The organism is Mammaliicoccus sp. O-M54 (genome assembly GCF_022386035.1).
GTDB classification, from domain to species: domain Bacteria; phylum Bacillota; class Bacilli; order Staphylococcales; family Staphylococcaceae; genus Mammaliicoccus; species Mammaliicoccus sciuri_A.
This window is the reverse complement of sequence record NZ_JAJNJE010000004.1, coordinates 278,132-303,156: the sequence shown is the minus strand read 5'-3', so window position 1 is coordinate 303,156 and position 25,025 is coordinate 278,132. Positions and strand designations below refer to the sequence as shown.

General features: G+C 32.8%; 28 protein-coding genes and 1 riboswitch. Of the genes, 4 read left to right on the top strand and 24 right to left on the bottom strand.

Annotated features, from left to right (window positions below; genetic code table 11):
* Positions 1 to 48: 48 nt before the first annotated feature.
* From alr to LQ673_RS09350, 9 genes are all read right to left on the bottom strand, one after another.
* Positions 49 to 1,197 carry an alanine racemase gene (gene alr, locus LQ673_RS09390; RefSeq protein ID WP_126477274.1) on the bottom strand — a complete coding sequence of 383 codons (1,149 nt, stop codon included), beginning with the start codon at positions 1,195 to 1,197 and terminating at the stop codon, positions 49 to 51.
* 47 nt (positions 1,198 to 1,244) lie between these two features.
* Positions 1,245 to 1,607, bottom strand: coding sequence for a holo-ACP synthase (gene acpS / locus LQ673_RS09385; RefSeq protein ID WP_037589759.1), 363 nt, complete (start codon positions 1,605 to 1,607; stop codon positions 1,245 to 1,247).
* A gap of 30 nt (positions 1,608 to 1,637) precedes the next feature.
* Entirely contained in the window at positions 1,638 to 2,102 is a 465-nt protein-coding gene (locus LQ673_RS09380) for a PH domain-containing protein (protein WP_191836440.1), read from the bottom strand.
* Entirely contained in the window at positions 2,092 to 3,612 is a 1,521-nt protein-coding gene (locus LQ673_RS09375) for a PH domain-containing protein (protein WP_239705891.1), read from the bottom strand. Before LQ673_RS09375 ends, LQ673_RS09380 begins: the two co-directional genes overlap by 11 nt.
* Positions 3,602 to 4,081: a PH domain-containing protein gene (locus LQ673_RS09370; RefSeq protein WP_191836442.1), complete on the bottom strand. Its 480-nt coding sequence runs from the start codon at positions 4,079 to 4,081 to the stop codon at positions 3,602 to 3,604. The genes LQ673_RS09375 and LQ673_RS09370 overlap by 11 nt, the downstream gene beginning before the upstream one ends.
* A 90-nt stretch (positions 4,082 to 4,171) precedes the next feature.
* Entirely contained in the window at positions 4,172 to 5,701 is a 1,530-nt protein-coding gene (cshA, locus tag LQ673_RS09365) for a degradosome RNA helicase CshA (RefSeq protein WP_037589762.1), read from the bottom strand.
* Between the two features lie 173 nt (positions 5,702 to 5,874).
* Entirely contained in the window at positions 5,875 to 6,555 is a 681-nt protein-coding gene (locus LQ673_RS09360; protein WP_037589763.1) for an alpha/beta hydrolase, read from the bottom strand.
* Positions 6,552 to 7,901, bottom strand: a complete 1,350-nt coding sequence (locus tag LQ673_RS09355; RefSeq protein WP_191836443.1) for a UDP-N-acetylmuramoyl-tripeptide--D-alanyl-D-alanine ligase — start codon at positions 7,899 to 7,901, stop codon at positions 6,552 to 6,554. The genes LQ673_RS09360 and LQ673_RS09355 overlap by 4 nt, the downstream gene beginning before the upstream one ends.
* 11 nt (positions 7,902 to 7,912) lie before the next feature.
* Entirely contained in the window at positions 7,913 to 8,986 is a 1,074-nt protein-coding gene (locus LQ673_RS09350; RefSeq protein ID WP_037589765.1) for a D-alanine--D-alanine ligase, read from the bottom strand.
* Between the two features lie 180 nt (positions 8,987 to 9,166).
* On the opposite strand from LQ673_RS09350, the gene LQ673_RS09345 reads away from it, so the two are divergent.
* Entirely contained in the window at positions 9,167 to 10,366 is a 1,200-nt protein-coding gene (locus tag LQ673_RS09345; RefSeq protein ID WP_191836444.1) for an FtsW/RodA/SpoVE family cell cycle protein, read from the top strand.
* A gap of 46 nt (positions 10,367 to 10,412) precedes the next feature.
* Here LQ673_RS09345 and LQ673_RS09340 read toward each other — a convergent pair whose 3' ends face one another.
* Together LQ673_RS09340 and LQ673_RS09335 are read right to left on the bottom strand one after the other, a co-directional pair.
* Positions 10,413 to 10,547: an Lmo0850 family protein gene (locus LQ673_RS09340; protein WP_224658879.1), complete on the bottom strand. Its 135-nt coding sequence runs from the start codon at positions 10,545 to 10,547 to the stop codon at positions 10,413 to 10,415.
* A gap of 141 nt (positions 10,548 to 10,688) precedes the next feature.
* Entirely contained in the window at positions 10,689 to 10,892 is a 204-nt protein-coding gene (locus LQ673_RS09335) for a copper ion binding protein (RefSeq protein ID WP_025904499.1), read from the bottom strand.
* Positions 10,893 to 11,043: 151 nt separating this feature from the next.
* Here LQ673_RS09335 and cls point away from each other — a divergent pair, with 151 nt between their 5' ends.
* Positions 11,044 to 12,525, top strand: coding sequence for a cardiolipin synthase (gene cls / locus LQ673_RS09330; RefSeq protein WP_049320116.1), 1,482 nt, complete (start codon positions 11,044 to 11,046; stop codon positions 12,523 to 12,525).
* A gap of 64 nt (positions 12,526 to 12,589) precedes the next feature.
* Positions 12,590 to 13,255: an HD domain-containing protein gene (locus tag LQ673_RS09325; protein WP_191836445.1), complete on the top strand. Its 666-nt coding sequence runs from the start codon at positions 12,590 to 12,592 to the stop codon at positions 13,253 to 13,255.
* A 27-nt stretch (positions 13,256 to 13,282) separates the two neighbouring features.
* Here LQ673_RS09325 and yidC read toward each other — a convergent pair whose 3' ends face one another.
* From yidC to LQ673_RS09295, 6 genes are all read right to left on the bottom strand, one after another.
* Positions 13,283 to 14,152: a membrane protein insertase YidC gene (yidC, locus tag LQ673_RS09320; RefSeq protein ID WP_025904496.1), complete on the bottom strand. Its 870-nt coding sequence runs from the start codon at positions 14,150 to 14,152 to the stop codon at positions 13,283 to 13,285.
* Between the two features lie 81 nt (positions 14,153 to 14,233).
* The gene (gene thiE, locus LQ673_RS09315; RefSeq protein ID WP_191836447.1) at positions 14,234 to 14,875 is read right to left on the bottom strand and encodes a thiamine phosphate synthase; all 642 of its coding nucleotides are present in this window, start codon (positions 14,873 to 14,875) and stop codon (positions 14,234 to 14,236) included.
* A complete protein-coding gene (gene thiM / locus LQ673_RS09310; RefSeq protein ID WP_191836448.1) occupies positions 14,876 to 15,667 on the bottom strand; it encodes a hydroxyethylthiazole kinase in 792 nt (263 codons plus the stop codon).
* Positions 15,660 to 16,472 (bottom strand): bifunctional hydroxymethylpyrimidine kinase/phosphomethylpyrimidine kinase, encoded by an 813-nt coding sequence (gene thiD / locus LQ673_RS09305; protein ID WP_107590707.1) that lies wholly within the window; start codon positions 16,470 to 16,472, stop codon positions 15,660 to 15,662. The genes thiM and thiD overlap by 8 nt, the downstream gene beginning before the upstream one ends.
* A 97-nt stretch (positions 16,473 to 16,569) precedes the next feature.
* Positions 16,570 to 16,668, bottom strand: a riboswitch (TPP riboswitch).
* A gap of 125 nt (positions 16,669 to 16,793) precedes the next feature.
* Entirely contained in the window at positions 16,794 to 17,660 is an 867-nt protein-coding gene (locus LQ673_RS09300; protein ID WP_239705890.1) for an aggregation-promoting factor C-terminal-like domain-containing protein, read from the bottom strand.
* A gap of 369 nt (positions 17,661 to 18,029) precedes the next feature.
* A complete protein-coding gene (locus LQ673_RS09295; protein WP_159315407.1) occupies positions 18,030 to 18,599 on the bottom strand; it encodes a single-stranded DNA-binding protein in 570 nt (189 codons plus the stop codon).
* 180 nt (positions 18,600 to 18,779) lie between these two features.
* Here LQ673_RS09295 and LQ673_RS09290 point away from each other — a divergent pair, with 180 nt between their 5' ends.
* Positions 18,780 to 19,217: a YwpF-like family protein gene (locus tag LQ673_RS09290; RefSeq protein WP_025904490.1), complete on the top strand. Its 438-nt coding sequence runs from the start codon at positions 18,780 to 18,782 to the stop codon at positions 19,215 to 19,217.
* A 589-nt stretch (positions 19,218 to 19,806) separates the two neighbouring features.
* On the opposite strand, the gene fabZ is transcribed toward LQ673_RS09290, so the two are convergent.
* From fabZ to atpG, 7 genes are all read right to left on the bottom strand, one after another.
* The gene (gene fabZ / locus LQ673_RS09285; protein ID WP_025904489.1) at positions 19,807 to 20,244 is read right to left on the bottom strand and encodes a 3-hydroxyacyl-ACP dehydratase FabZ; all 438 of its coding nucleotides are present in this window, start codon (positions 20,242 to 20,244) and stop codon (positions 19,807 to 19,809) included.
* Positions 20,244 to 20,528 carry a DNA-directed RNA polymerase subunit beta gene (locus LQ673_RS09280; protein ID WP_025904488.1) on the bottom strand — a complete coding sequence of 95 codons (285 nt, stop codon included), beginning with the start codon at positions 20,526 to 20,528 and terminating at the stop codon, positions 20,244 to 20,246. The genes fabZ and LQ673_RS09280 overlap by 1 nt, the downstream gene beginning before the upstream one ends.
* A gap of 1 nt (position 20,529) precedes the next feature.
* A complete protein-coding gene (murA, locus tag LQ673_RS09275) occupies positions 20,530 to 21,825 on the bottom strand; it encodes a UDP-N-acetylglucosamine 1-carboxyvinyltransferase (RefSeq protein WP_126477264.1) in 1,296 nt (431 codons plus the stop codon).
* A 150-nt stretch (positions 21,826 to 21,975) separates the two neighbouring features.
* Positions 21,976 to 22,206: a DUF1146 family protein gene (locus tag LQ673_RS09270; protein ID WP_025904486.1), complete on the bottom strand. Its 231-nt coding sequence runs from the start codon at positions 22,204 to 22,206 to the stop codon at positions 21,976 to 21,978.
* Between the two features lie 58 nt (positions 22,207 to 22,264).
* The gene (locus LQ673_RS09265) at positions 22,265 to 22,669 is read right to left on the bottom strand and encodes a F0F1 ATP synthase subunit epsilon (protein WP_025904485.1); all 405 of its coding nucleotides are present in this window, start codon (positions 22,667 to 22,669) and stop codon (positions 22,265 to 22,267) included.
* A gap of 22 nt (positions 22,670 to 22,691) precedes the next feature.
* On the bottom strand, positions 22,692 to 24,107 hold the full coding sequence (atpD, locus tag LQ673_RS09260; protein ID WP_025904484.1) for a F0F1 ATP synthase subunit beta: 1,416 nt from the start codon (positions 24,105 to 24,107) through the stop codon (positions 22,692 to 22,694).
* A gap of 18 nt (positions 24,108 to 24,125) precedes the next feature.
* The gene (atpG, locus tag LQ673_RS09255) at positions 24,126 to 24,995 is read right to left on the bottom strand and encodes an ATP synthase F1 subunit gamma (protein ID WP_037589780.1); all 870 of its coding nucleotides are present in this window, start codon (positions 24,993 to 24,995) and stop codon (positions 24,126 to 24,128) included.
* Between the last annotated feature and the right edge of the window lie 30 nt (positions 24,996 to 25,025).

Here is a 25,025-nt window from a genome sequence, read left to right as displayed (position 1 = left end):
TTGATTAAGTTATTAATATCATAACAAATGTAACTCTATTTGACTATGCTATTTTAATAATTCGTTCGTAATTTCAACATTTTCACCATCATGATAGATACGTGGTAATCTCTTTTTCAAGTTACAAAGTACTTCATAATTAATGGTATCCTGTGCTTCAGCAATTTTTTCTGCTGATTGTTCCGAATCAACATCATTATCCATGAGAATGACTTTATCACCTGTTTGAACATCATCTGGAACTTTAATCATCGTTTGATCCATACATACTCTACCTATGACGGGACAATTCACACCATTTACATTCACAAGTGTATCTTGCATCTTTCTTAAGTAACCATCTGCATAACCAATTGGCAATGTGGCTACTTTAATACGTTCACCAGCAGTAAATGTTGCACCATAACTCACTGTTTCTCCTGGTTCTAAATATTTTGTTTGAACGACTTCTGTTATTAATTGCGCAGAAGGCTTTAATTTTAAATTAGAAATTTCTTGAATATATTTTGATGGATAATATCCATATAATGAAATACCAAACCTAACAGCTGTACAAATAGATGCATCATATCTTAAGGCACCTGCTGAATTTTGAGCATGTATATATTCAGGTGTTTGAGAAGACTCTACAAATTCTTCAAATAATTCATATTGTTTTTTAGAAAAATCATTTGGTTCGTCTGCAGAAGCAAAGTGTGTATACACACCTTCAAATATAAGGCGTTCATGCTGATCTATTTTATGAACGACATGTTGGTAAGTTTCAATATCCTTCAATCCGATTCTACCCATGCCTGTATCTATTTTTACGTGCATCCATAAAGGTTTATCAGAATCATCATCTATTGATTCTATTGCATCATCTAACCATTGTTCTGATGGAACGGTTAATGCAACTCTATGTTGAACAGCTTTATTAATATCTTTAGTATTAATAACGCCGAGTACTAATATTTTAGCTTTAATACCATGCATCCTTAATTCAATTGCTTCATCTAATGTCGCAACTGCAAAGAAGTCTACACCTTCATTCATTAAATATGTTGCAATTGGCACACTTCCTAAGCCGTAACCATTTGCCTTAACGACTGCCATAATCTTCTTATTTGGATGAAGTCTTCCTACTGCTTGATAATTTTCTAGTATTGCCTTTAAATCGACGTTGATATAAGTTGGCCTATAATATTTTTCGGACAACAGCAAGGCACCTCCTCTTATAATATTTGTATTTTATCATATAGAAATCAATCTTGCTTAATATTTTCTATAATCACAATGGCTTCTGCATAATGTTTTGTGTGTGTAATGGACGGATGAACACGGTACCCTTCACAAATGATTTCTGGTTTTCCATTTTCATCTGGTAAACAATTAATCGAATGAAAGCCGTATTTTTTACCAATACCTGTACCCATCGCTTTACTAAATGCTTCCTTCACAGCAAATCTACCAGCGATGAATTCGACTTTTCTTGATTCTAATTTAATTTTGCTAAAAATATTTATTTCATCTTTTGTTAAAATTTTATTAACCATTTCTGGTCGTTTCGTATACCAATCTTGTATACGTTCTATTTCGACTAAATCTATGCCGACACCTTGAATCATCGTTAACACCTTCATTTTCACTGATTAAAATCATTTTTCAATTCTATTTTGTATCGCGTGTTTAATACGATTTGCCTTATCTTTATTTAAATATTGAATCGTTCGATTTCCTCCAGCTGTGGACAACGTAATATTAGCCAGGTTAAACTTTCTCATTATGAATCCTTCATATAGATCAACATTTTGAATTCTACCCATAGGTATCGTTGTTTCTCTAATCATAAAAATACCTGATTTAATGTTTATTTCATCATCATTTATTTCATACCTGAAATTTCTATACATGTAATAAGGCTCGATGATTAAACCATATATAGCTATTACCAAGATGAGCACTACTGGAATAAGCAGAAACCATTTTGAAGCTGTCGTCCACCATAAATTAAAAATTACTGTCATGATGATTAATATGATGATGAGTATTGAAATTGTAATGATCGATCCAATACGTTCAACGACCATTCCCTTTTTATCCATTCTATATCTAGGAAGCATCTACGTGACCTCCTTTATCTTTATACCATTTATAAATATTTAACGTATCTTGTTTATTAATAAATCTTAAGCCTTTAGACAACATACCATTTCCATATGCTATTTGAATTGTGAAATGTGCAATATCTTTACGTTTAATAATTGGATTTTCATGTAATTCAAAAGTTAAAATCTTATTTCTATTCGCCCAAATTGTTGTATATTCAAACGGTGTTGCATTCAGTATGACAATTGAGTCGTCATAAATTTTATATCCAGATTTCAACGTAATGATACTTGCATAAAATAGCATAACCAAGAATATTACTAATCCGATTATCCAAGTATAAGACCATAAATATATTTGGATAGGTATAACAATTAACAATAAAATAATTGTCGGGATGAACACTCTTCTACGAATACCTTGTTTAGGTAAGCCTTTTTTAACGGAATGAAACTGAAATTGCGGAATAATATCTTCAAGTAATTGATATGCTTCTTTCTTCTTCATAAATGGCAAGATTGTAACAGTTCCTACATCAGTATCTTCTCCATTTTCAAAATGTCCATCTGAAGTAATAATCGCTGATATTTTAGTGTATCCGATCACTCTTCTGAATATAGATTCTTCTTCTTTTAATGCTTGTATTCTTCTAATTGGAACGGTACGCTTTTGAACAGTTAACAAACCATATTTAACCGTTAAAAGTTCCCCATCAAATGTTAATTGATATTTATAATTTTTAATAAATACAATGAGAGATCCAATGACATAACTCAATATAATAAATAAAAGTGTAATTGATATGATAACAAATGTTAAATTAACAACTTGATTAATCAGTGGACTGATGTAATCCTCGATATCGATTATTTGTGTGAAAAATCCAAGTAATGAGCCAAGTGCCGCAAATACAATCAAAATACCACCACTTGTAAAACTCATCTTCAATAAATCTTTAGTTGATAATCTAAAGAACACAACTTCTTCTTTTTCATTAATAACATCATGTTGATCAGAATCAGACGACGTTCCATGTTCGTCGTTTAACTCATTTTCACTTTGCTCTTTATTTTTAATAGCATATTTTCTTTCCTTTAAATATTTTGAAAGACTATCACTTTGAGACTTCGTAATTGTATCTAATTCAATACCATCACTCGGTGTTTTAATACTTAAACTCACGCCACCTAACAACTGATGTACAATATTTTGAGAAGTATCAACAGACTGAATCCTTTCAATATTTAACTCTTTCCGATTTTTTGAAAAGACACCCCAAGTCATAATCAATTGATCATTCTCAATCCAATAACGTGTATTGTAAATCTTAATTGCTTTAAAAATACTACTTATAAATGAAAAAATTAATAGAACAATTGGAAATGTAAGGTCCCAAAAATTATCAAGTCCGCGTGTTATAACAATAAACACAGCTATTATTAATGGAAATACATTTTCTTTTAAACTGGCTAAAAAGCCACTAACATAAGATATTGGATGTAATTTTTGAGGATCAAACATCATCAGTCACCTCTTTAACCTTAGTCATGATATTTATTCTCGTTTGGTCAGCTATCTCTCGGTTGACCATTGGTAACACTTCTAAATTACCTGCTGTTATAACAACGACAAAGTAAATATTAAATAATCTTGAAATTGGTCCGTGCTTTATCGTTACATATTGAATTCTGTCATAAGGTTGTACAAATCGCTTTTGATAATAAAGCCCGCTTTGTACTTCAATATACCGTTCTCCAATTTCAAACGATGTTCTTTTAAGTCTTATGATCGGACTTATAAATCCTATCGCAATGATCAACAGTCCAATCGGTGTCACAATATAAATGAGAAATGTCCACCAATCATATTTATGCCATAAAACTACAAATACACTGTACAAAACTAAGATAACTATGACATTTATAATATGATTTACATACTCATATTTTATAGACTGTTTTGGCATTTTGTGTTCGAGTATTGGTTTATACATATAATCTCCTCTATCGTTCAATTTACGTGTATTATATCATAAAAAAAGTGTGCGTAACCTTAGAGATTACACACACTTCTTGTTTAGTTTTTATTTTGAATGCTCAGCAAATGTTCTACCTGAGAATTGTTTTTTAGAACGTTGTTTGTTTGGTTTATTGTTTTTACCTTTGTTACGGTCAAATTGATTGTTTTTATCATTACCGCGACGTTTGTTGTTTTTACCATCAAATCTAGTTCTAGATTTACCACGTGAGTTACCACCACGGTTACCTTGTTTGCCTCTATGATTAGACTTTTTAGATAATGGTTTTTCAAATGTTAATTGAATTTCTGCATCGTTGTTAGAAGTAATTAACTCTTGTAATAATGCAGCAACTAATTTTTGGTCACCGTATTCTTTAATTAATGATTCAGCAATTTTTTCAATACGGCCTTCGATTGGACTTTCTACCCAACCTTTAACTTTATCTTTAACATCTGATTCTTTAGCTTTCATAACCTCACCTGGTGTTGGTGGACGTAAAGCGCTCATTTGACGTTTATTAGCTTTTTCGATTTGACGGATATAATCCATTTCGATTGGATTTACAAATGTAACGGCAACACCTTGTTTACCCGCTCTACCTGTACGACCAATACGGTGTGTATAACTTTCAGTATCTTGAGGGATATCAAAGTTATAAACGTGACTTACGCCAGAAATATCTAATCCACGAGCTGCAACATCTGTAGCTACTAAAATATCGATTTGATCATTTTTGAATTTTTTCAATACTTCTAAACGTTTAGCTTGTGTAATGTCACCGTGTAAACCTTCAGCGCGGTATCCTTTAGTGATTAAAGCACTTGTTAATTCGTCAACACGACGTTTCGTACGACCGAATACAATTGCTAATTCAGGATTTTGAACATCTAATAAATTCGTAAATGTCTCGAATTTTTCTAATTCTTTAACGATTGTGTAGAATTCATCAATTTGTGGATCTGACAATTCGTTAGACATTGTTTTAACAATTTTTGGACTCTTCATGAATTTTTGAACTAATTCTTGAATAGCTTTTGGCATTGTTGCTGAGAATAGTAATGTTTGACGATTTTCAGATGGAAGTTTAGACATTATAAATCTCATATCATCTATAAAGCCCATGTTCATCATTTCATCTGCTTCATCTAAAATCAATGTAGAAATTGATTCTGTTTTTAATGTTCTTCTATTTAAGTGGTCAATCACACGTCCTGGTGTACCTACTACAATTTGTGGACCTTTTTTAAGTGATTTGATTTGTCTGTCTATTGGCATACCACCGAATACAGTTACGACACTTACGTTTTGTCCTTTACTAAAACTACGTAATTGCTCTGCCACTTGGTTTGCTAATTCACGTGTTGGTGCAAGAATCAATGCTTGTACACCTTGTTTATCTGCTACTTTATCAATTAATGGAATACCAAATGCACCAGTTTTTCCTGTTCCAGTTTGTGCTTGTCCTAGCACGTCCGTACCTTGTAATGTATGTGGAATACTTTCGATTTGTATTGGTGTTGGTTCAGTAAATCCCATTTTGTCCAAAGCATTTAAGGTAGCTTCAGAAATACCTAATTCTTTAAATTTTTGCAAAATAATTCTCCTTTTATATAGTTAATTCATCTCGTCTTTTTTATTCAACTTCTATATACTACCACCCTTTTACCAATAGCGCAATGCGATTAAATCGTCGTTTACATTTAATTTTCATAAACAAAAACATAATAAAACTGCACTAAAAAGGGATTTAGTACAGTTTCACTTCTTTATTTATTTTTAAATATAAATTTTTCAACTTCATAAAAAACTTTATAATTTACTTTTGATAAACATATTTCATGTGGTCCTTTATCAATTTCAACTAGACGTGCATGCTTTATTCTCTTCACTAAGTTTCTCGATTTCTCTATTGGAACGAGACCATCTATTGTGCCATGTATAATTAACGTTTTCGCCACTATTTGTTCTGGAACATATAGCGCACTTTGCTGTAATTTTTTAAATGCCACAAATGATTTATAGTTTATTTTGATTGTACGTCTCACCATAAAATCAAGAATCTTCAAATCTGCATATCTCATATTATTGATAAATGCATATGGAGACTTAACCAAGTATTGTATATTGATATTTTCAAAAGCTGGTGCAATTAACACTAATTGATCGGGTTGTTTAATTTTAGCTAATAAACCTGCAATAATGCCACCCATTGAAAATCCAATAACAATGACCTTATCTGCTTTCTTTCTTAATATTTCATATGATTGTTTCGCTCGCTCAAACCACATATCTTCATTTGTATCTTTAATCAATAAATTTAAGCCATGTCCTGGGTATTCCGGCGCTTCAAGTATAAAATCATAGCGACTACTCAAATATTCAATTAATGGTAATAACTCATAACGACCACCTGTATAACCATGTAAAAACAGGATACCTACTTTCATGTAAGCGCGTTAATAATCGTTTCGAGTGACATACCTCTAGAACCTTTAAACAAAGTGATAGAGTCTTCATTTAATTGATTTTTTAAATAGTCTGTGATTTCCTCTTTATGCTCAAAGTGATAAGTTTCAGGTATATATGCTTTCGCAATATTTGATATATGAGCCGCTTCTTCACCATATGTGATTAACGTTTGTATAGCTTTATGTTCTAAATAATAGCCAACTTGCTCATGCATCTCTTGACTCATTTCGCCTAATTCTAATACATCCGCAAGAATAAGTGTCTTATCCGTTTGTTCCATATTATGCAGTGTATCAATTGCTGCTTTCATACTTGTTGGACTTGCATTATAGGCATCATTAATGAGTAAACCATATTGTTCAGTTTCAATTCTTTGCATGCGCATATCCGTTAATACAAGATCATCTAGAGAACTTTGAATAACATCTTCCGTTACACCTAAATGTTTAGCCACTTGAATTGCATATGTGGCATTTTTAACATTGTGTTCTCCTAATATATTTAAATGATAAATGAAATGACTATTATTCAATTGAAAATTGATGCCATGACTTGATGATTGATTCGTTTTAATAATCACATCATTATCATTCGCTACCCCTACAGATAGTTTGTCATGTTTCATTTCAGATACGAAAGGTTTAAGTAATGGCTCATCACCATCGTATATGAATAGTCCTTTATCTTTAAGACCTTCTGTAATTTCAAATTTGGCTTTTGCAATACCTTCTCTAGAACCTAAATCTTGCATATGAGACTCACCAATGTTCGTGATAATGGCAACATCAGGTTCAGCTAAATGTGTTAATTCACTAATTTCACCAAATCCACTCATACCCATTTCTAGAATGGATACTTCAGTATCTTCATCTAAGTCTAGTATCGTCAATGGACAACCAATCTCATTATTATAATTTCCTTGTGTCTTCTTAACTTTAAATGATTTATTCAACACACATTCAACCATATCTTTAGTTGTTGTTTTACCATTTGAACCTGTAATTGCGACAACTTTAGGATTTACATATTTCAAATATGCTTTAGCTAAACTTTGTAATGCTGCTAAAGTGTCATCAACAAAAATAATAGGTCCTTCTGGCGGATTTGGTACGTCTTTTTGCCAAAATGATGCACCTGCACCATCGTCAAGTGTTTGACGTACAAATTTATGACCATCTACATTTTCACCTTTAAATGGTATAAACAAATTTGATTTAGCAATTTTTCTTGAGTCTATGCATGTACCTTGAACAACGACATCAAGATATTCGTCTTGAATGTCACAATCAACCCATTCTTTAATTTTACGTAAATTAATATTCATTCTATTTACCCTCAGTCAATTTTATATTTGATATTCTTCTTGTTATCGTATCGTTCAATAGCAAGTTCAATTAACTTAGTTATAAGCTCTGTATAGCTTAAGTTCATGTTCTCCCATAATAATGGATACATGCTGTATTGTGTAAATCCTGGCATTGCATTTGTTTCATTAATATAAATTGTATTATCTTCTGTTAAGAAGAAGTCTGCTCTTACCAATCCAGAACAATCTGTTGCTTTAAAAGCTTCAATAGCCATATTTCTTAAAGTTGTTGCTGTTTCTTCATCTACATCAGCAGGTATTTGAAGTTTAACTTTGCCATCTTTATATTTAGATTTATAATCATAAAATTGTACATCTTTAATAACTTCACCAGGTAAAGTTGTTTCTGGGTAATCATTACCTAATACGGCTACTTCAATTTCTCTAGCATCAACACCTTGTTCGATCACAAGTTTACGGTCAAATTGAAATGCTTCTTCAATACCAGAAATTAATTCTTCTTTATTCGTACATTTACTAATACCAACACTTGAACCTAAATTTGCTGGTTTAACGAATACAGGATATTCAAGTTTATTTTGAATAAGCTCCACTATATTATGTTCATATTTCTCGTATTCACTTTTTAAGAAACTTACATATGGTAATTGAGGTAATCCTCTGTGAGCGAATAAATGTTTCATCACTAATTTATCCATTGAACTTGATGCTGCAAGCACACCATTACCAACATAAGGAATATCCAATACTTCAAATAAACCTTGAATTGTACCGTCTTCACCGTTTGGACCGTGTAATAATGGAAATACTGCGCTATATGCGTTGCCATCATTACTCGCTTCTAATAATTTAGATATTGGTGTTAATGATTCACTTGATAATTTTAATTGTTCAATATCTTCGACTTTTCCATCGATAGATTGGTCGCTTTTAATCCAATCCCCATCATTTGTAATATAAATGATATCAATTATGTATTTAGATAGATCAACTGCATTGATCACATTTTGAGCCGTTAAAATTGATACATCGTGCTCTGCACTTTTCCCACCATATATAATGCAAATATTTTTTTTAGACATATATAAGCCTCCAAGTAGATTATTAGCCTATATTTTATCATGTTTTTAGCTATTGTTGCACGTATCAACATGACTATTTTAAAAATAACGCTTTTCTGAATAGCAAAAATGTATCACTTTATGTACAATCAAGTTATAATGAAAATTATGAAATTTAGTGTTAATTAAAGGAGTCTTTTAATGGAAACTTCTACTCGTACATTAAATAAATCGTTTCTAGAAAGAATAGATTGGCGATTAATTACGATTATTCTTATCTTATTTGGAACGAGTTGTTTAATAATCAATTCTGCAATGTCTGGCGGACAATATGAAACAAACTTTTTACTTAAACAAGTCTTATACTATGTGCTTGGTTTTATTTTAGCCATTGCCTTAATGTTCATATCTCCAAAGACACTTAGAAAATATGTTTGGGTTATATACATAATTGGAAACTTATCATTAGTTGGACTATTAATCCTGCCTGAATCTAGCTTTACACCTATTATTAATGGTGCTAAAAGTTGGTACAGACTAGGACCTATCAGTATTCAACCATCTGAGTTTATGAAAATCATTTTAATTATTGCGCTAGCTAACGTTATCTATCAACATAATAGATTTACTTACAACAAATCATTATCAAGAGACTTTAATTTATTACTAAAAATTGGATTAACTTCTTTAGTACCAATGTTATTAATACTTTTGCAAAATGATTTAGGAACAACACTTGTATTAATTGCGATCATTCTTGGTATCGTTGTTGTTTCAGGCGTAACATGGAGAATACTCGCACCAGCATTTATCGCCCTATTTGGAATTGGTTCAAGTATCATTTTATTAATGATTTTTAAACCAAGTGTGATTGAGAAAGTTTCAGGTATTAAGACGTATCAATTAGGACGTATTAATTCTTGGCTAGATCCGTATGCATACAGCTCAGGTGACGGATACCATTTAACAGAATCCTTAAAAGCCATTGGTTCTGGTCAAATATTTGGTAAAGGTTTAAATAACGGTGAAGTTTATATTCCTGAGAATCATACTGACTTTATTTTTTCAATCATTGGTGAAGAATTTGGATTTATTGGAACGATGGCTGTACTGATTATTTTCTTAGCGTTATTCATACACTTAATTAGAATGGCAACAACGACACGTCATCCTTTTAATGTTGTATTTATAATCGGATACTTATCATTCGTACTATTCCACGTTGTACAAAATATCGGTATGACCATTCAATTACTACCTATCACAGGTATCCCATTACCATTTATAAGTTATGGTGGATCAGCGTTATGGTCATTAATGGCAGGTGTTGGTATATTACTATCTATCTATTACCACGAAAAAGAGAAATTTACTGAATCAGACCAAAAAGCCGACATATAAAAAACCGCATCCTCAATTTGAGGACGCGGTTTTTTAGTTTACCAATTTATTTCAACTTGTTAGTTGCGACATTCGGCAAACTACGCATTATTTCTATTCGTGACTTAGTTTCTGTTATGTTTACGCCTAATGATGATAAAAGTTTGACCACATTCTTTACCTTTGACTTAGGTTGATTCATGGGTACCACCTCTTATTCAATTTAATTACCTTAAGTTCATTCTACTCTAAATTAAGTAGTTTGACTATAGTTCATTCGGCCTATATTGTTATTTTTTTGTTTAATTTGTTATTTTTTTATAATAATTATATGAATGATAACTTAAACAACTTCATATCCAGCATCGAAAATAGCATTTTCAATATTATCGATACTTGCAGGATCTTCGTATACGACACGTACTTGATTATCATCCGGACTAGCGACAACTTCTTTAACACCGATTAATTGACCTACTGATTCCTCAACTGCTTGTTTGCAATGTCCACAAGACATACCTTCAACATTAATGATTTGTTCTTTCATTTATAACACTCCTATATATTTAAATGATATTTTAATTGATGCCATTTCATAATCATTATATGCATATGTTTTAGAACGGTCAAATACAACCTTTTCAATTTTAATTTAAATGTATTATACTAGTTTAAGATAAAGAAACGGAGGCATTGGTATGAACTACTTTTCATATTTTTCATTTGATTTTTCCATCATAGTATCAGTGCTACTTATTACAGCATTTATTCTGAATGTTGTGTTTGGATTTATTATCATTTTCTTAGAACCAAGAGAAGCTGGTGCGATTTGGGCTTGGTTGCTAGTGCTTTTATTTGTTCCGATATTAGGATTTATACTTTACCTACTATTTGGGAGACAAATTCAAAGAAAGAGTATTTTCAACTTAGATGAACAAGATAAAATAGGTCTTGAGCACATCATAAATGAACAAATCAAAGCAATTGATGAAAATAATTTCGAAATTGATAAGCCTGAAATTTCTAATTATAAGCATCTGATTCATATGTTGCTTTACAATAACTCAGCCTTCTTAACAACTGATAACAAAGTTGAAATGTTTACAGATGGACATGATAAATTCGATGCACTTATTGAAGATATTAGAAAAGCTGAGTCATATATTCATATTCAATATTATATCTTTAAGAAGGATAACTTAGGTAAAAAGATCTTATTTGAACTTGAAAAGAAACTTCAAGAAGGTTTAGAAGTTAAAATGTTATATGACGACATGGGTTCACGTAAATTAAATTTATCTTCATTTAAGAAATTTAGAGCTCAAGGTGGAGAAGTAGCAAGTTTCTTCCCTTCCAAACTCCCACTCATTAATTTTAGAATGAACAACCGTAATCATAGAAAGATTGTTGTGATTGATGGAAAAGTTGGTTACGTAGGCGGCTTTAATGTCGGAGATGAATATTTAGGTTTAGATAAAAAATTTGGTTATTGGCGAGATACGCATTTAAGATTAGAAGGTGACTCAGTCAATGCATTACAGCTTAGGTTTATGTTGGACTGGAACTCTCAATCTACACGTGACAAGATGCGCTATGAATCCAAATACTTCCCTGATGTTGAGTCTGGCGGAAAAGTTGGTATTCAAATTGCATCAAGTGGTCCCGATGAAGAATGGGAACAAATCAAATATGGTTATTTAAAAATGATATCAGAAGCTAAAAAGCATATTTACATTCAAACACCATATTTCATTCCAGATTTATCATTTTTAGATGCGATAAAAATAGCTGCCCTTTCAGGTGTAGATGTTAATGTAATGATTCCTAATAAGCCCGATCACCCATTTGTTTATTGGGCAACATTTGCCAATGTCGGTGAATTAATTAAAGCAGGCGTTAAAGTTCATATATACGAAAAAGGCTTTATACACACGAAGATGGTAGCCATAGATGATGAAGTTGTAAGTATTGGTACAGCAAACATGGATAATAGAAGCTTTGTATTAAACTTCGAAGTTAATGCCTTTATTTACGACGAAGAAATCGCAAAGAATTCACGATTAGCTTATGAGAATGATATGACGCATTCATCATTATTAACAGTTGAAAGATATGAAAATAGAAGCACGTGGATTAAATTAAAAGAAGGTATAGCACGATTACTATCACCTTTACTATAAATTCTAAACAGGTAGAAGAGATGATTGTTCAAACTTTTCTACCTGTTTTTTTAAGGAGAAAGATATGAATAAAGAACAAATTATTAAAGAAGCAGAATCATTTGTTAGTACGTTACACCAAAATGATACGACTGGTCATGACTTTGAGCATATTCTAAGAGTAAGACATCATGCTCTAGATATTGCACAGTTTGAGGACGTGGATTTATTCGTAGTTGAATTAGCAAGTTTACTACACGATGCTGTTGATAAGAAATTATTTAAAGATGCCGATACAGCGTGGCAACAACTTTATCAATGGATGAATGACATGGAGTTAAGTGAAGCGATTCAAACAGAGATTACCCATATTCTAAAGTATGTTAGTTATAACGGTGGTAAAAATGAAGGTAAACTTACAAGCTTAGCAGGAAAGATCGTTCAAGACGCAGACCGTATTGACGCAATTGGCGCGATAGGAATAGCCAGAACATTTCAATATGCCGGTCATTTTAAAGAACCTATGCATATCTCCTCTCAACAACCGCGTAATTTAAATGACCTACAAGAAGGTCAATATCATGATGAACCGAATACGGCAATCAATCATTTTTACGAAAAATTATTATTATTAAAAGATTTAATGAATACTAAACGAGGCAAACAAATCGCTGAAGAACGTCATCTATTTATGGAAAACTTTTTAGAACAATTTTATCAAGAATGGGATGTAATTAAAAAAACAAACTAATCACAATGATTAGTTTGTTTTTTGGTTTTATTTCTTTTTCTTTTTATTAGATACGAGTTTAGCTGGTTTCTTCTCTTTGTTAGCTTCTTGTTGATTTCTTTCATGTGCTTCAATGATTGGTTTCATTTCTTCTTCAACTTTGTTGTTATAGAAGACATTACCTAACCATGTTTGAACAACTAAGAATGCACCACCGACTGCCCAATATAAACCTAATGCAGATGCTGAAATGTATGACATCCAAATAATCATAATTGGAGAAATAAACATCATCATTCTCATCATATTTTTCTGTTCATCTGGAACATTCGCATACTTCATAGAAACAAATGCTTGTAATGCATAAATGATACCTGCAATGATCGTAATAATTAAATCAGGTTCAGTTAAATTAAACCATAAGAAATTCGGATATTCTGTAATTCCGCCTTCAGTAGGATATTTTAATACATAGAATAATCCCATGACGATTGGCATTTGTATAACGATTGGTAAACAACCCATGTTCATTGGATTAATACCATGTTTTTTGTATAATGCCATCATTTCTTGATTGGCTGCCATTTTTTCTTCTTGAGTACGAGCACGTTTAACTTTTTCTTGAATTGCTTCCATTTCAGGTTTAGCAAGTTTCATTTTTTCACGCATTAACTTTTGATTCTTATACGTCTTCATCATAAATGGGAATAACGCAAAACGAACAATTAATGTTATAACGATAATAGCTAGACCATAATCGTGATTCAAATTTGTACCAAGCCAATGAATAACACTATCCATCGGTTTTACGAATGTATTATAAAAGAATCCATCCCTATTCTCAGGTTTAGAATAATCACAACCAGCTAGCACAACCATTACACCAAATAATAATGGCCATAAAGCTTTTTTCTTCATTTTTCCACCTCTATTGATATACTCACATAAAACTCATTCTATCATAGAATAGCGACAACATAAATCAATATATTAATTTTATCAAATATTTTTATACTGTTTATGAAAGCCCTTCACAGTTTGTTCAATATTTTGACTTTTCGCTATAGCAGAGATAACACTTACACCATTTGCGCCAGCTTTAATAAGTGGTTGTACATCAACTTCAGTAATGCCGCCGATTGCAACGATAGGAATATCTTGATTGATTTTTCTCATATTTTCAATCTGTTGATACCCACCTTCTTCTCCTGCATCAGCTTTAGAATTTGTAGAATGTATAGGTCCGGTTCCAATATAATCCACGTCAGATATATCAGATTGATCATATTCACTTTTATTTGCAACACTTAAGCCAATGATTTTATCTTTAAACTTATCTTTAAACTCAGATACATTTCGGTCATCTTGTCCAACATGAATACCATCAGCATTTAATTTAATTGCTAAATCTACATCATCATTGACGATAAATGGAACTTGATATTGCTTGCAAAGCTCAAATAATGATTGCGCAAGGGCTTCTTTTTCTGCCCCTTTTTTACTCGTCTCACCTTTTTCACGAAACTGAAACATCGTGATGCCTGCCTTTAAAGCTTCTTCAACAACTCTTATAAGATTACCGTCAGCAATATCTTGACTGCCTGCTATAAAATATACTTTTAACGTTTTTGGATCAAACATTTAGTTCACTTCTTTCACAATCTTTTTCTCTTTAACAATGTCTTCTGTTATAACATTCAGTTGATCTATAAACGAAATTTGGAATGTACCTGGTAAATGTGCACCAGGTTGTTGATATGCCAACTCACTTGCAATATTATATGTTGATAACGCTTCTTCTAATAAGTCTATTGTGATGGTATTTTCATGAGATAAGAATGCAGCAATTACCCCACCTAATAAACAACCTCCGCCAGTTACTTTCGTTAACATCTCACTACCATTGTGCAATTCGATGATTTTATTATGACATGCAATGACATCGACTTTACCAGTTATGATAATCGGTAGCTTTAATTGTTGATGTGCTTTTTTTGCAATTTTAACAGCATCAAGCGTATCATCACTATCTGTACCTTTCATAATTGTATCTTCTTCTATAAGCGCTAATATTTCTGATGCATTGCCTCTTATAACATCAACTACTTCATCATTTAATAATGTCGTACAAAAAGTCTTTCTTAATTGTGATGCACCAACAGCAACTGGATCTAGAACTACTGGAACACCATTTCTATGCATAATTTCAGCATATTGCTTCATATCATATGCTTTATCAGTCGTAATCGTACCTATGTTAAGAAGAAAAGCGCCTGCTGCTTTTGAAAATTCTTCTGCTTCTTCAGGTTCTTCACTCATTGCTGGACTTGCGCCTAATGAAATTAAACCATTTGCTGTAAAGTTTTTAACGACATCATTTGTATAACATACGATTAATGGACTATTTTCTCTAATATTTGTTAATTTACTCATAATCTAATCCCTCTATCTTTTGGTATGCAAAGTGGTTTACTGGACCTCTACCTTTGCCTATTTCAGGTGTATATTGAATAGCTAACGTAATAAATCTTTTAGCTACTTCTACCGCTTCTTCAATTGTATGACCTTTAGCTAATTCTGCTGTTATTACTGCACTAAATGTACAACCTGTTCCATGTGTATGCTTCGTATTGAATCTTTCACTTTTCCAACTTTTCACGCCATTTTCAGTAAATAAATAGTCGATTGCATCACCTTCCAGATGGCCACCTTTTATAACGACACCTTTAGATCCAATTTCATTTAAGAAAAATGCACCAGCTTTTTTAATTTCTTCTTCAGTTTGAATCTTAAATCCAGTAATATCTTCTGCTTCTGGAATATTAGGTGTAACGACTGTAGCTAAGGGTAATAATATTTCTTTAAGTTTCCCTTTCCCTTCATCATCCATTAGCGCATCACCACTTTTAGCAACCATGACTGGGTCAATAACATACGGTTTACCAGATTGTTCAATAAATGGTTTAATCGTTTGCATCATTTCTTCTGATGCAATCATACCTGTTTTGATAGCATGTGGTACTTCGTCATCAAAGACACTTTTTAATTGGCTTTCAATAACTTCAACAGGTAAATGGTAAACATCTTGTACACCTAGACTGTTTTGTGAAACGATACTAGTAGCAACTGCCATTCCATAAACGCCTGATGCATGAAATGATTTCAAATCTGCCATAATACCTGCTCCACCACTTGGGTCCGTTCCAGCAATCGTTAATGCTATATTCGGTTTTTTCATTGTAATCCACCTCAAATTTATATTTATAATTCTATTATTGATAACTTCATAAAAAATGACCTCTTTCATAAGAAAGAGGTCAATTAATAGTTGTAAAAACGTTCATCGACCACTTTCCTACGTTGGCATTATCCAAATCAGGTGTTAAGGGACTGAATTAATTCATCTCAGCCGAATGGCGCCCCTAGCAGTCACTCATATATTCAGTTTATTTAAGATTATCAAATAGACGTATTGTGGTCAAATTAAAAAATCGCCTAGGATATTTCCTAGGCGATTGGATAAATTAATTTATAGCCACTTTAGATTAAAGTGTATGGCTTACCACCATCCTTTAGCTTGACGGAAAGCAATAGCAGCTGATTCTGAACCGTAACGGTTTTTAGCGTAGTTTAACATACCTTTAGTTTGTGTAGCTACTGAACCTTGTCCCCATGCTTCTTTAGTTTGACCAAGACCACGGTATCCAGCTGGGTTAACTGCATTTGGATTACCACTTGATTCTGGTAATACAATTGCATTCCACATAGCTTCTGAACCACCAGCAGCTAAGAATTGAGCTTTAGTAGATCCACCAGTGCTAGCTGTTGAAGTTTGAGTAGTTCTAACTTTTTGAGCTGGCGCTTGGTATGATTGTTGAGCTGGTGCTTTATATGTTTGTTGTGCTGGTGCTTGGTAAGTTTGTTGTGCTGGCGCTTGGTATGATTGAACAGGCGCTTGGTAGCTTTGTTGTTGAGCTGGAGCTGCAACTTGTTCTTGAGTTTGTTGAACTGGCGCTTGTTGTGCTACAGGCGCTTTAGCTGGCTCAGCTGATTGAGCTGGAGCTTGTAATGATAAAGTTTGTCCAACAATGATTAGATCTGAAGATAAGTTGTTCCATGCTTTTAATTGAGATACAGTTACATCGTATTTAGCTGCGATTTTACCTAAAGTATCTCCTGCTACTACAGTGTATTCTGTAGTTGATTCTGAACTTTTCTCGTTAACCTTGATTACTTGGTTAGGGAAGATTAAGTTAGATTTTAAACCATTTTCTGCTTTAATAGCACTTACTGAAGTACCATATTGTTGTGAAATACTACCTAAAGTATCACCAGATTTTACTGTATGTGTTGCTGCATCGGCTGTAGCTGTTACCCCTGTAGTAACTGCAACTGCCGCAGTTGAAACTGCTAATAATTTTTTCATGATTGAATGTTTCCTCCTGTAAGGTTTTCACTTTTTATATGATTTTTACTGTTTAAACTATACCACTTATTTTTATGTCATAGGTTACAGCTATATGAAAAAATTACAGCTAATATTACAGTTAGATTACGTTAATTTTCAGACAATATTCTGAATATTAATCATTAAAACACCTTAACAAAGGCATTTATAAAGATTGAACAAAATTAATTATCAGACAATTTGTCATATTCATGTAATTTTTTAAACAATTACTTGTAATTATGTATACTTGCTGCCCTACAGCAAGACAGCAAGTTTCGGAATTTAGAATCAAGAATATTTATTTTCGGAAGTATTTCTATAAACAGTTTTTATTGAAGTTTAATGCTACGAGGTTGTTACTTTTGATGCATCAGCATCAGGAGTTTGTTGTTCAGTTTCTTTAATAACGTCAACGACATTATGATATTCGCTATATAACTTATCATCTAAGTTATTTTCACCATTTTCTTTAGCTAATGCTTCAGCTCGTAATTTTTCTTTTGCTACTTTAGATGAAAGGTCACTAGCATAACTTTCAGCACTTTCACTAATTAATTCACTCATTTCCTCTTTTGTTTGAGGGATCGTTGATTTACTTGATGCAGGCATATTTAAGAATTTAATCGTTTCACATATAATTTCTGTTATATAGTGTTTCTTATCATCTTTAACATATGCTCTTGATTGAATTTGCCCAGTTAATGCAACAAGCTGTCCCTTCTTAGTATATTCATGAATATTATGTGCAAGTTTACCAAATGCTTTACATACAATAAAATCAACAGCAATCGTGCCATCTTTAGTCTTATATCCGCGTTCAACAGCTAAACAAAATGTAGAAATGATAATTTCGCCTTTCTTATAATATGCAGGGTCCTTAGTTAAACGTCCAACTAATACAGATTTATTTAACATATTCTCACCTCCTTATACTTATAATATAATGAGTCAATTTTTTCAGTCAAAGTCCGATAAATCATAAAATAAACACTTATTCTTCACTTTATTTTATGATTATTGTTATTTCATGCAAAAGTGCTTTATAATAGATAACAAAGTTAAACATTCGTAGATTTAACGATAAGGGGGATGTTTATGAAAACATTTAAAGCCGTACGCTTTCAAATTGTAGACGATGAACAGATTACAGAATATGAATTATTAGATGGTATCATTATAAATAAAGAAAATAGTGGTACAGGATGGCTACTAGAGATCTTAATTTCAGATATTCATTATGAACAAATGAAAGAATATCACGATAACCAAACCTTACTAGATACACGTGTCGTTATAACAAGACCTTCAAACGACCCAGCATTATTTGATGCAACCATCAAATACATAGAACAACTAGAAGATAAAATATCCGTCGTATTTGAATGTCATATCTATACATTACGACAAGTATATGCAGAACGATTATTAGAGCAACTCATAGATGAAGGCTTATCAGGAGATGAGCTTAAAACATCATTTAATAGATTGATGCAATCTAAACCAAAATTAAAAGACGAAAAAAGCAATATATAAAGAAAAATCTAGGACAGTTTGTGGTCCTAGATTTTTTGTTAGGTGTGTATTTGGATGTGTAACTATCATTATACTGAATTGTGGTAGTTAGAATGTTGTAACTTCCATTATTCTGAATTCTGGTAGTTAGAATACTGTATCTTCCATTATTCTGAATTGTGGTAGTTAGAATCCTGTAACTACCATTATTTCGAATTGTGGTAGTTAGAGCTCGCTAACTTCCATTTTTCTGAATTCTGGTAGTTAGAATCCGCTAACTTCCATTATTTCGAATTCTGGTAATTAGAACGTTGTAACTACCACTATTCCGAATTCTGGTAATTAGAACGCTGTAACTACCACTATTCCGAATTCTGGTAATTAGAACTCTGTAACTACCACTATTCTGAATTCTGGTAATTAGAATCCGCTAACTTCCATTATTTCGAATTCTGGTAATTAGAATCCGCTAACTTCCATTATTTCGAATTCTGGTAGTTAGGTGGGCGCTCTCTTAGAGACATTTCTCGGAATTCTGTCCCTAACAAAATCAAATCCCATTTATAAGCAGAAAAAAAGAGAAAACAGTCGCCTGTTTTCTCTTTTCTATTTATTGATCTACAATAGCAAAGCTAATTTCACAACTACATGCAACTTCTCCATCTACTGTTGCTTTTGCTGTTCCTTTTCCTATTGGACCTTTTATTTTGTTTATTTCTACTTCAAGTCTTAAAGTGTCACCTGGTGTAACTTGTTTTTTGAATCGACATTTATCAATTCCTGCAAACATTGCTAGTTTTCCTTGGTTTTCTTCTAAGCGTAGCATTGCAACTGCACCTGTTTGTGCTAATGCTTCTACGATTAATACGCCTGGCATTACTGCATAATCAGGAAAATGTCCTTGGAAAAATGGTTCGTTACCTGCTACTTGTTTAATACCTACACAACGTTTACCGTCTTCTAATTCTACTATTCTATCTAATAATAAAAATGGATAGCGGTGAGGTATAATTTTTTTAATTTCGTTAAAGTCATAAATAGTTTCCATTATGAGCTCCTTCCAGTTAAATCAAAGATGTGTTGCCAAGTTTCGGGATTAAACACCCCAAATGGATTATGAAGTATACCGTATCCAATCATAGTTCCAACAATAAATAATAAAATCATTAATACTAATAATATAAGTAATTTAATCCATAATGGAATGACACGATGCTCTACTTCCACTCCTTGAATTGTTTCTACTCTATTTCTTTGAAGTTTCTCTTTAATAGATTGATAAGTTGACTTTCTTTTTTTATCGTCAGATCTTGATGATTGTGTTTCAGCCATACTAAACCCTCGCTTTATCGTTTAACTTGCCATTATCATTGATGCGTTCAACATCTGCACCTAATGCTTTAAGTTTACCATGAAAATCAACATAACCTCTATCTAAATGTTTAAGTTCTGTAACGTTTGTATATCCGTCAGACACTAATCCAGCAAGAATCAATGATGCACCAGCTCTTAAATCTGTAGCTTTTACATCTGCACCTTGTAATTTACTATTACCTGTAATCATTGCACTTCTACCGTTAATGAAAATATCTGCATTCATACGTTTGAATTCTTCTACATGCATAAATCTGTTTTCAAATACTGTTTCAGTTACTTTACTAGTACCATTAGCTGTTAATAATAAAGCCATAATTTGAGATTGCATATCTGTAGGGAATCCTGGATGTGGCATTGTTTTAACATCAATTGCTTTAATTTCACCAGGTACTTGAACATTTAATCCATCTTCGATATCAGTAATTTGAACACCAGCTTCTTCTAATTTAGACACTAAGCTAGTCATATGTTCTCTAATTGCACCAATAACATTGACATTCCCTCTAGTAATCGCTGCTGCAATCATAAATGTACCAGCTTCAATTCTATCTGGAATAATAGCATGTTCTGCACCGTGTAATTGACTAACACCTGTGATTCTAATTGTATCCGTGCCAGCACCGTGTACTTGTGCACCCATTTCATTTAAATAGTTAGCTAAATCTACAATTTCTGGTTCTCTTGCTACGTTTTGAATTTCAGTTTTTCCTTCTGCAAGTACTGCTGCCATCATAATATTTTGAGTAGCACCTACACTTGGGAAATCTAAATAAATTTTAGCACCTTTTAAGCCATTAGGTGTTGTTGCTTCAATAAATCCGTTATGTAGTTCAATTTCTGCACCTAAAGCTTCGAATCCTTTTAAATGTTGTTCAATAGGTCTTGAACCAATTGCACAACCACCAGGTAAAGCGACTCTAGCATGACCTTCTCTTGCTAATAAAGGACCCATAACTAAAATACTTGCTCTCATCTTACTTACGTATTCATATGGTGCTTCGATTTTTAATGTATTTGATGCATCTATTTTTACAGTGTTATGATCTGCATCATATTCTATATCTGCATTTAAATGCGTAAGTACTGTGTTAATTGTATCTACATCACTTAATTTAGGTACATTCGTTAATACACTTTGACCAACACTTGGTAAAAGTGTAGCTGTTAATATTGGTAATACTGCGTTTTTTGCCCCTTCGACTACAACTGTGCCATTAAGACTTGCTCCGCCTTTCACGACGATTTTATCCATATAATTATCCTCCAAAAAACTTCACTTTTATTTATTTTACAAATGTATATATTTATTTAATACACATTTTTCTTGATTCATAAACATCACCAAAATATTATACTACTTTTTTGTTCTTTTTTCATATATTTATGTAATTTTTTCTTATTATTAGAATAGCAATCTTAATTGTAGCGAATATTGGAGTATATCTAAAATAAAACGACTTACAGCCGTACCTAATATGATAGATAAGATGATAATAAATGTTTGAGCTTGAGCAACATGATTTTTCTTAAAAATTTGTTCTAATCGTACGCCTTGGAGTGCCCAGAATGCTAAACATACACAGATGACATGTAGTAAAAGTCCGATAATACCTAATTGACCATAATATTCCATATTAACAACTCCTTCTAAAAATATAAGGCTGAGACATCACCTGTCTCAGCCTTATATTTTATCTAAATTTAGCCACTTCAATTCGATTAATTGCACGATGAAGTGCACGTTCAGCACGTCTAAAGTCTACTTCATCACGATTCATTTTCAATCGTTCTTCAGCACGTTCTTTAGAATTAATCGCACGGTCTTTATCTATTTCATCGGCAGTTTCAGCCGCTTGAACTAGAACTGTAACTTTATTAGTTCTTACTTCAACAAATCCTTCGGAAACAGCTAAATACTCCGTACCACTTGCTTTGTTTACTTTAACGTATCCTGTTTTCAAAGCTGCAACAGTTGGAATATGTCCAGCCATTACACCCATTTCACCAGTTTCAGTATGTAAAACAACAAGTTCTACTTCTTTTGCTGAGTAAACAGATCCATTAGGAGTGACAACATCTAAGGTAAATGTATTCATTTTCCATTCCTCCTAATTATTATTAGACCTCTACACCCATGTTTTTAGCATTTTCAAGAACTGCTTCAATACCACCGACTAAACGGAAAGCATCTTCTGGGATATGGTCATATTGTCCTTCTAGAATAGCTTTGAAATCTTGTACAGTTTGACTAACTGGTACGTATGAACCTTTTTGACCAGTAAATTGTTCAGCTACATGGAAGTTTTGAGATAAGAAGAATTGAATACGACGAGCACGTTCAACTGTTTTCTTATCTTCATCTGATAATTCATCCATACCAAGTATGGCAATGATATCTTGTAACTCTCTATATTTTTGTAACGTTTGTTGTACACGACGCGCAACATCATAATGTTCATCTCCAACAATTTCTGGAGTTAAAGCACGTGATGTTGAAGCTAATGGGTCAACGGCTGGATAGATACCCATTTCCGTTAATTTTCGTTCCAAGTTAGTAGTAGCATCTAAGTGAGCGAAAGCTGTTGCTGGCGCTGGGTCAGTGTAGTCATCGGCAGGTACGAATACTGCTTGGATAGATGTAACTGATCCTTTATTAGTAGATGTAATACGTTCTTGTAATTGTCCCATTTCAGTAGCAAGTGTTGGTTGGTAACCAACGGCAGATGGCATACGGCCTAATAATGCTGATACCTCTGAACCTGCTTGTGTAAAACGGAAGATGTTATCGATGAACAATAATACGTCTTGTCCTTGCTCATCACGGAAGTATTCTGCCATTGTTAAACCAGAAAGTGCAACTCTAGCACGTGCACCAGGTGGCTCGTTCATTTGACCGAATACCATCGCTGTTTTCTTAATAACACCTGAATCGCTCATTTCATAGTATAAGTCATTTCCTTCACGTGTACGTTCACCTACACCTGCGAATACAGAAATACCACCATGTTCTTGCGCGATGTTATTGATTAATTCTTGAATAAGTACTGTTTTACCTACTCCGGCACCACCGAATAGACCGATTTTACCACCTTTGATATAAGGTGCTAATAAGTCTACTACTTTAATACCAGTTTCAAGAATTTCTACTTTTGTAGATAAATCTTCGAATTTAGGTGCTAAACGATGAATTGGATCGCGACGTACGCTTTCATCAATTTCTTCACCTAAATCAATTTTTTCGCCTAATACATTGAAAACACGACCTAATGTAGCATCACCAACTGGTACTGAAATAGGTCTTCCTGTATCAGTAACTTCTTGTCCACGTTTAACACCATCAGTTGATGCCATTGCTATAGAACGTACAACATCATCACCAAGGTGTAATGCAACTTCTAATGCTAAGTCAAAGCTTGATCCGTCTGGACGTTCAACTTTAAGTGTTAAAGCATTATTAAGTTCTGGCAATTCACCATGTGGGAAGCGTACATCAATAACTGGCCCTGTAATTTGCGTTACTCGGCCTAATCCCATGTAAATTCCTCCTAATCATTATTCGAGTGCAGCTGCTCCGCCTACAATCTCAGTAATTTGTTGAGTAATTGCAGCTTGACGAGCTCTGTTATATTGTAATGATAATTCATCAATTAATTCTGAAGCGTTATCTGTTGCATTCTTCATAGCTGTCATTCTTGATGCATGTTCACTAGCTTTACCATCTAATAATGCACCATAAATTAAACTAATTGCGTATTGCGGTAAGATAACTTTTAAAATCGTTTCTTTATCTGGTTCAAATTCATAACCAGCCATCATACTAGAACCTTTTCCAGTATCTTCATCAGATAATGGTAAGATTTTTTTAGATTTAACTTGTTGTTCAAGCACACTCACGAAATGACTGTAGTAAATTGTTAACTCATCATAAAATTCTTCATTAAACAAGTCTACAGCTTTCTCAGTTAAGGCTTGTACATTTTTAAATGTTGGTTGGTCAGGTAAACCTACATACTCTTCAATGATGTTATATCCTCTAGCTTTGAAGAAGTCTCGGCCTACTCGTCCGACAACAATAATGCCGTATTCGTCACTATTGTTGTTATGTTTTTCTTTAATATCGTTAACGACATTTTTCAAAATGTTAGCACTATATGGTCCTGCAAGTCCTTTATCACAAGTAACAACTAAGTAACCAGAACGTTTTACAGGTCTTGTTTTAAGCATTGGATGATTAACATCTGTACTCTTAGAAGCAATAGCTGTTACAGCATCTTGAATCTTATCCATATATGGTTGAAATGCTTTCGTATTCTCTTCTGCTTTACGCAATTTAGAGTTTGAAACCATATTCATTGCTTTTGTAATTTGACTAGTCTTTTGAGTAGAAGTAATTCTACCTTTGATTTCTCTTAGTGAAGCCACAATTTCACCACCTTTTATTTAAAGCTTAAT

Excerpts from the sequence above, each read along its gene's own strand:
- acpS (WP_037589759.1), bottom strand. The coding sequence starts at position 1,607 with ATGATTCAAGGTGTCGGCATAGATTTAGTCGAAATAGAACGTATACAA.
- LQ673_RS09380 (WP_191836440.1), bottom strand. The coding sequence starts at position 2,102 with ATGCTTCCTAGATATAGAATGGATAAAAAGGGAATGGTCGTTGAACGT.
- LQ673_RS09375 (WP_239705891.1), bottom strand. The coding sequence starts at position 3,612 with ATGATGTTTGATCCTCAAAAATTACATCCAATATCTTATGTTAGTGGC.
- LQ673_RS09370 (WP_191836442.1), bottom strand. The coding sequence starts at position 4,081 with ATGTATAAACCAATACTCGAACACAAAATGCCAAAACAGTCTATAAAA.
- LQ673_RS09360 (WP_037589763.1), bottom strand. The coding sequence starts at position 6,555 with ATGAAAGTAGGTATCCTGTTTTTACATGGTTATACAGGTGGTCGTTAT.
- LQ673_RS09355 (WP_191836443.1), bottom strand. The coding sequence starts at position 7,901 with ATGAATATTAATTTACGTAAAATTAAAGAATGGGTTGATTGTGACATT.
- LQ673_RS09350 (WP_037589765.1), bottom strand. The coding sequence starts at position 8,986 with ATGTCTAAAAAAAATATTTGCATTATATATGGTGGGAAAAGTGCAGAG.
- LQ673_RS09345 (WP_191836444.1), top strand. The coding sequence starts at position 9,167 with ATGGAAACTTCTACTCGTACATTAAATAAATCGTTTCTAGAAAGAATA.
- LQ673_RS09340 (WP_224658879.1), bottom strand. The coding sequence starts at position 10,547 with ATGAATCAACCTAAGTCAAAGGTAAAGAATGTGGTCAAACTTTTATCA.
- LQ673_RS09335 (WP_025904499.1), bottom strand. The coding sequence starts at position 10,892 with ATGAAAGAACAAATCATTAATGTTGAAGGTATGTCTTGTGGACATTGC.
- cls (WP_049320116.1), top strand. The coding sequence starts at position 11,044 with ATGAACTACTTTTCATATTTTTCATTTGATTTTTCCATCATAGTATCA.
- LQ673_RS09325 (WP_191836445.1), top strand. The coding sequence starts at position 12,590 with ATGAATAAAGAACAAATTATTAAAGAAGCAGAATCATTTGTTAGTACG.
- yidC (WP_025904496.1), bottom strand. The coding sequence starts at position 14,152 with ATGAAGAAAAAAGCTTTATGGCCATTATTATTTGGTGTAATGGTTGTG.
- thiE (WP_191836447.1), bottom strand. The coding sequence starts at position 14,875 with ATGTTTGATCCAAAAACGTTAAAAGTATATTTTATAGCAGGCAGTCAA.
- thiM (WP_191836448.1), bottom strand. The coding sequence starts at position 15,667 with ATGAGTAAATTAACAAATATTAGAGAAAATAGTCCATTAATCGTATGT.
- thiD (WP_107590707.1), bottom strand. The coding sequence starts at position 16,472 with ATGAAAAAACCGAATATAGCATTAACGATTGCTGGAACGGACCCAAGT.
- LQ673_RS09300 (WP_239705890.1), bottom strand. The coding sequence starts at position 17,660 with ATGAAAAAATTATTAGCAGTTTCAACTGCGGCAGTTGCAGTTACTACA.
- LQ673_RS09295 (WP_159315407.1), bottom strand. The coding sequence starts at position 18,599 with ATGTTAAATAAATCTGTATTAGTTGGACGTTTAACTAAGGACCCTGCA.
- LQ673_RS09290 (WP_025904490.1), top strand. The coding sequence starts at position 18,780 with ATGAAAACATTTAAAGCCGTACGCTTTCAAATTGTAGACGATGAACAG.
- fabZ (WP_025904489.1), bottom strand. The coding sequence starts at position 20,244 with ATGGAAACTATTTATGACTTTAACGAAATTAAAAAAATTATACCTCAC.
- LQ673_RS09280 (WP_025904488.1), bottom strand. The coding sequence starts at position 20,528 with ATGGCTGAAACACAATCATCAAGATCTGACGATAAAAAAAGAAAGTCA.
- murA (WP_126477264.1), bottom strand. The coding sequence starts at position 21,825 with ATGGATAAAATCGTCGTGAAAGGCGGAGCAAGTCTTAATGGCACAGTT.
- LQ673_RS09270 (WP_025904486.1), bottom strand. The coding sequence starts at position 22,206 with ATGGAATATTATGGTCAATTAGGTATTATCGGACTTTTACTACATGTC.
- LQ673_RS09265 (WP_025904485.1), bottom strand. The coding sequence starts at position 22,669 with ATGAATACATTTACCTTAGATGTTGTCACTCCTAATGGATCTGTTTAC.
- atpD (WP_025904484.1), bottom strand. The coding sequence starts at position 24,107 with ATGGGATTAGGCCGAGTAACGCAAATTACAGGGCCAGTTATTGATGTA.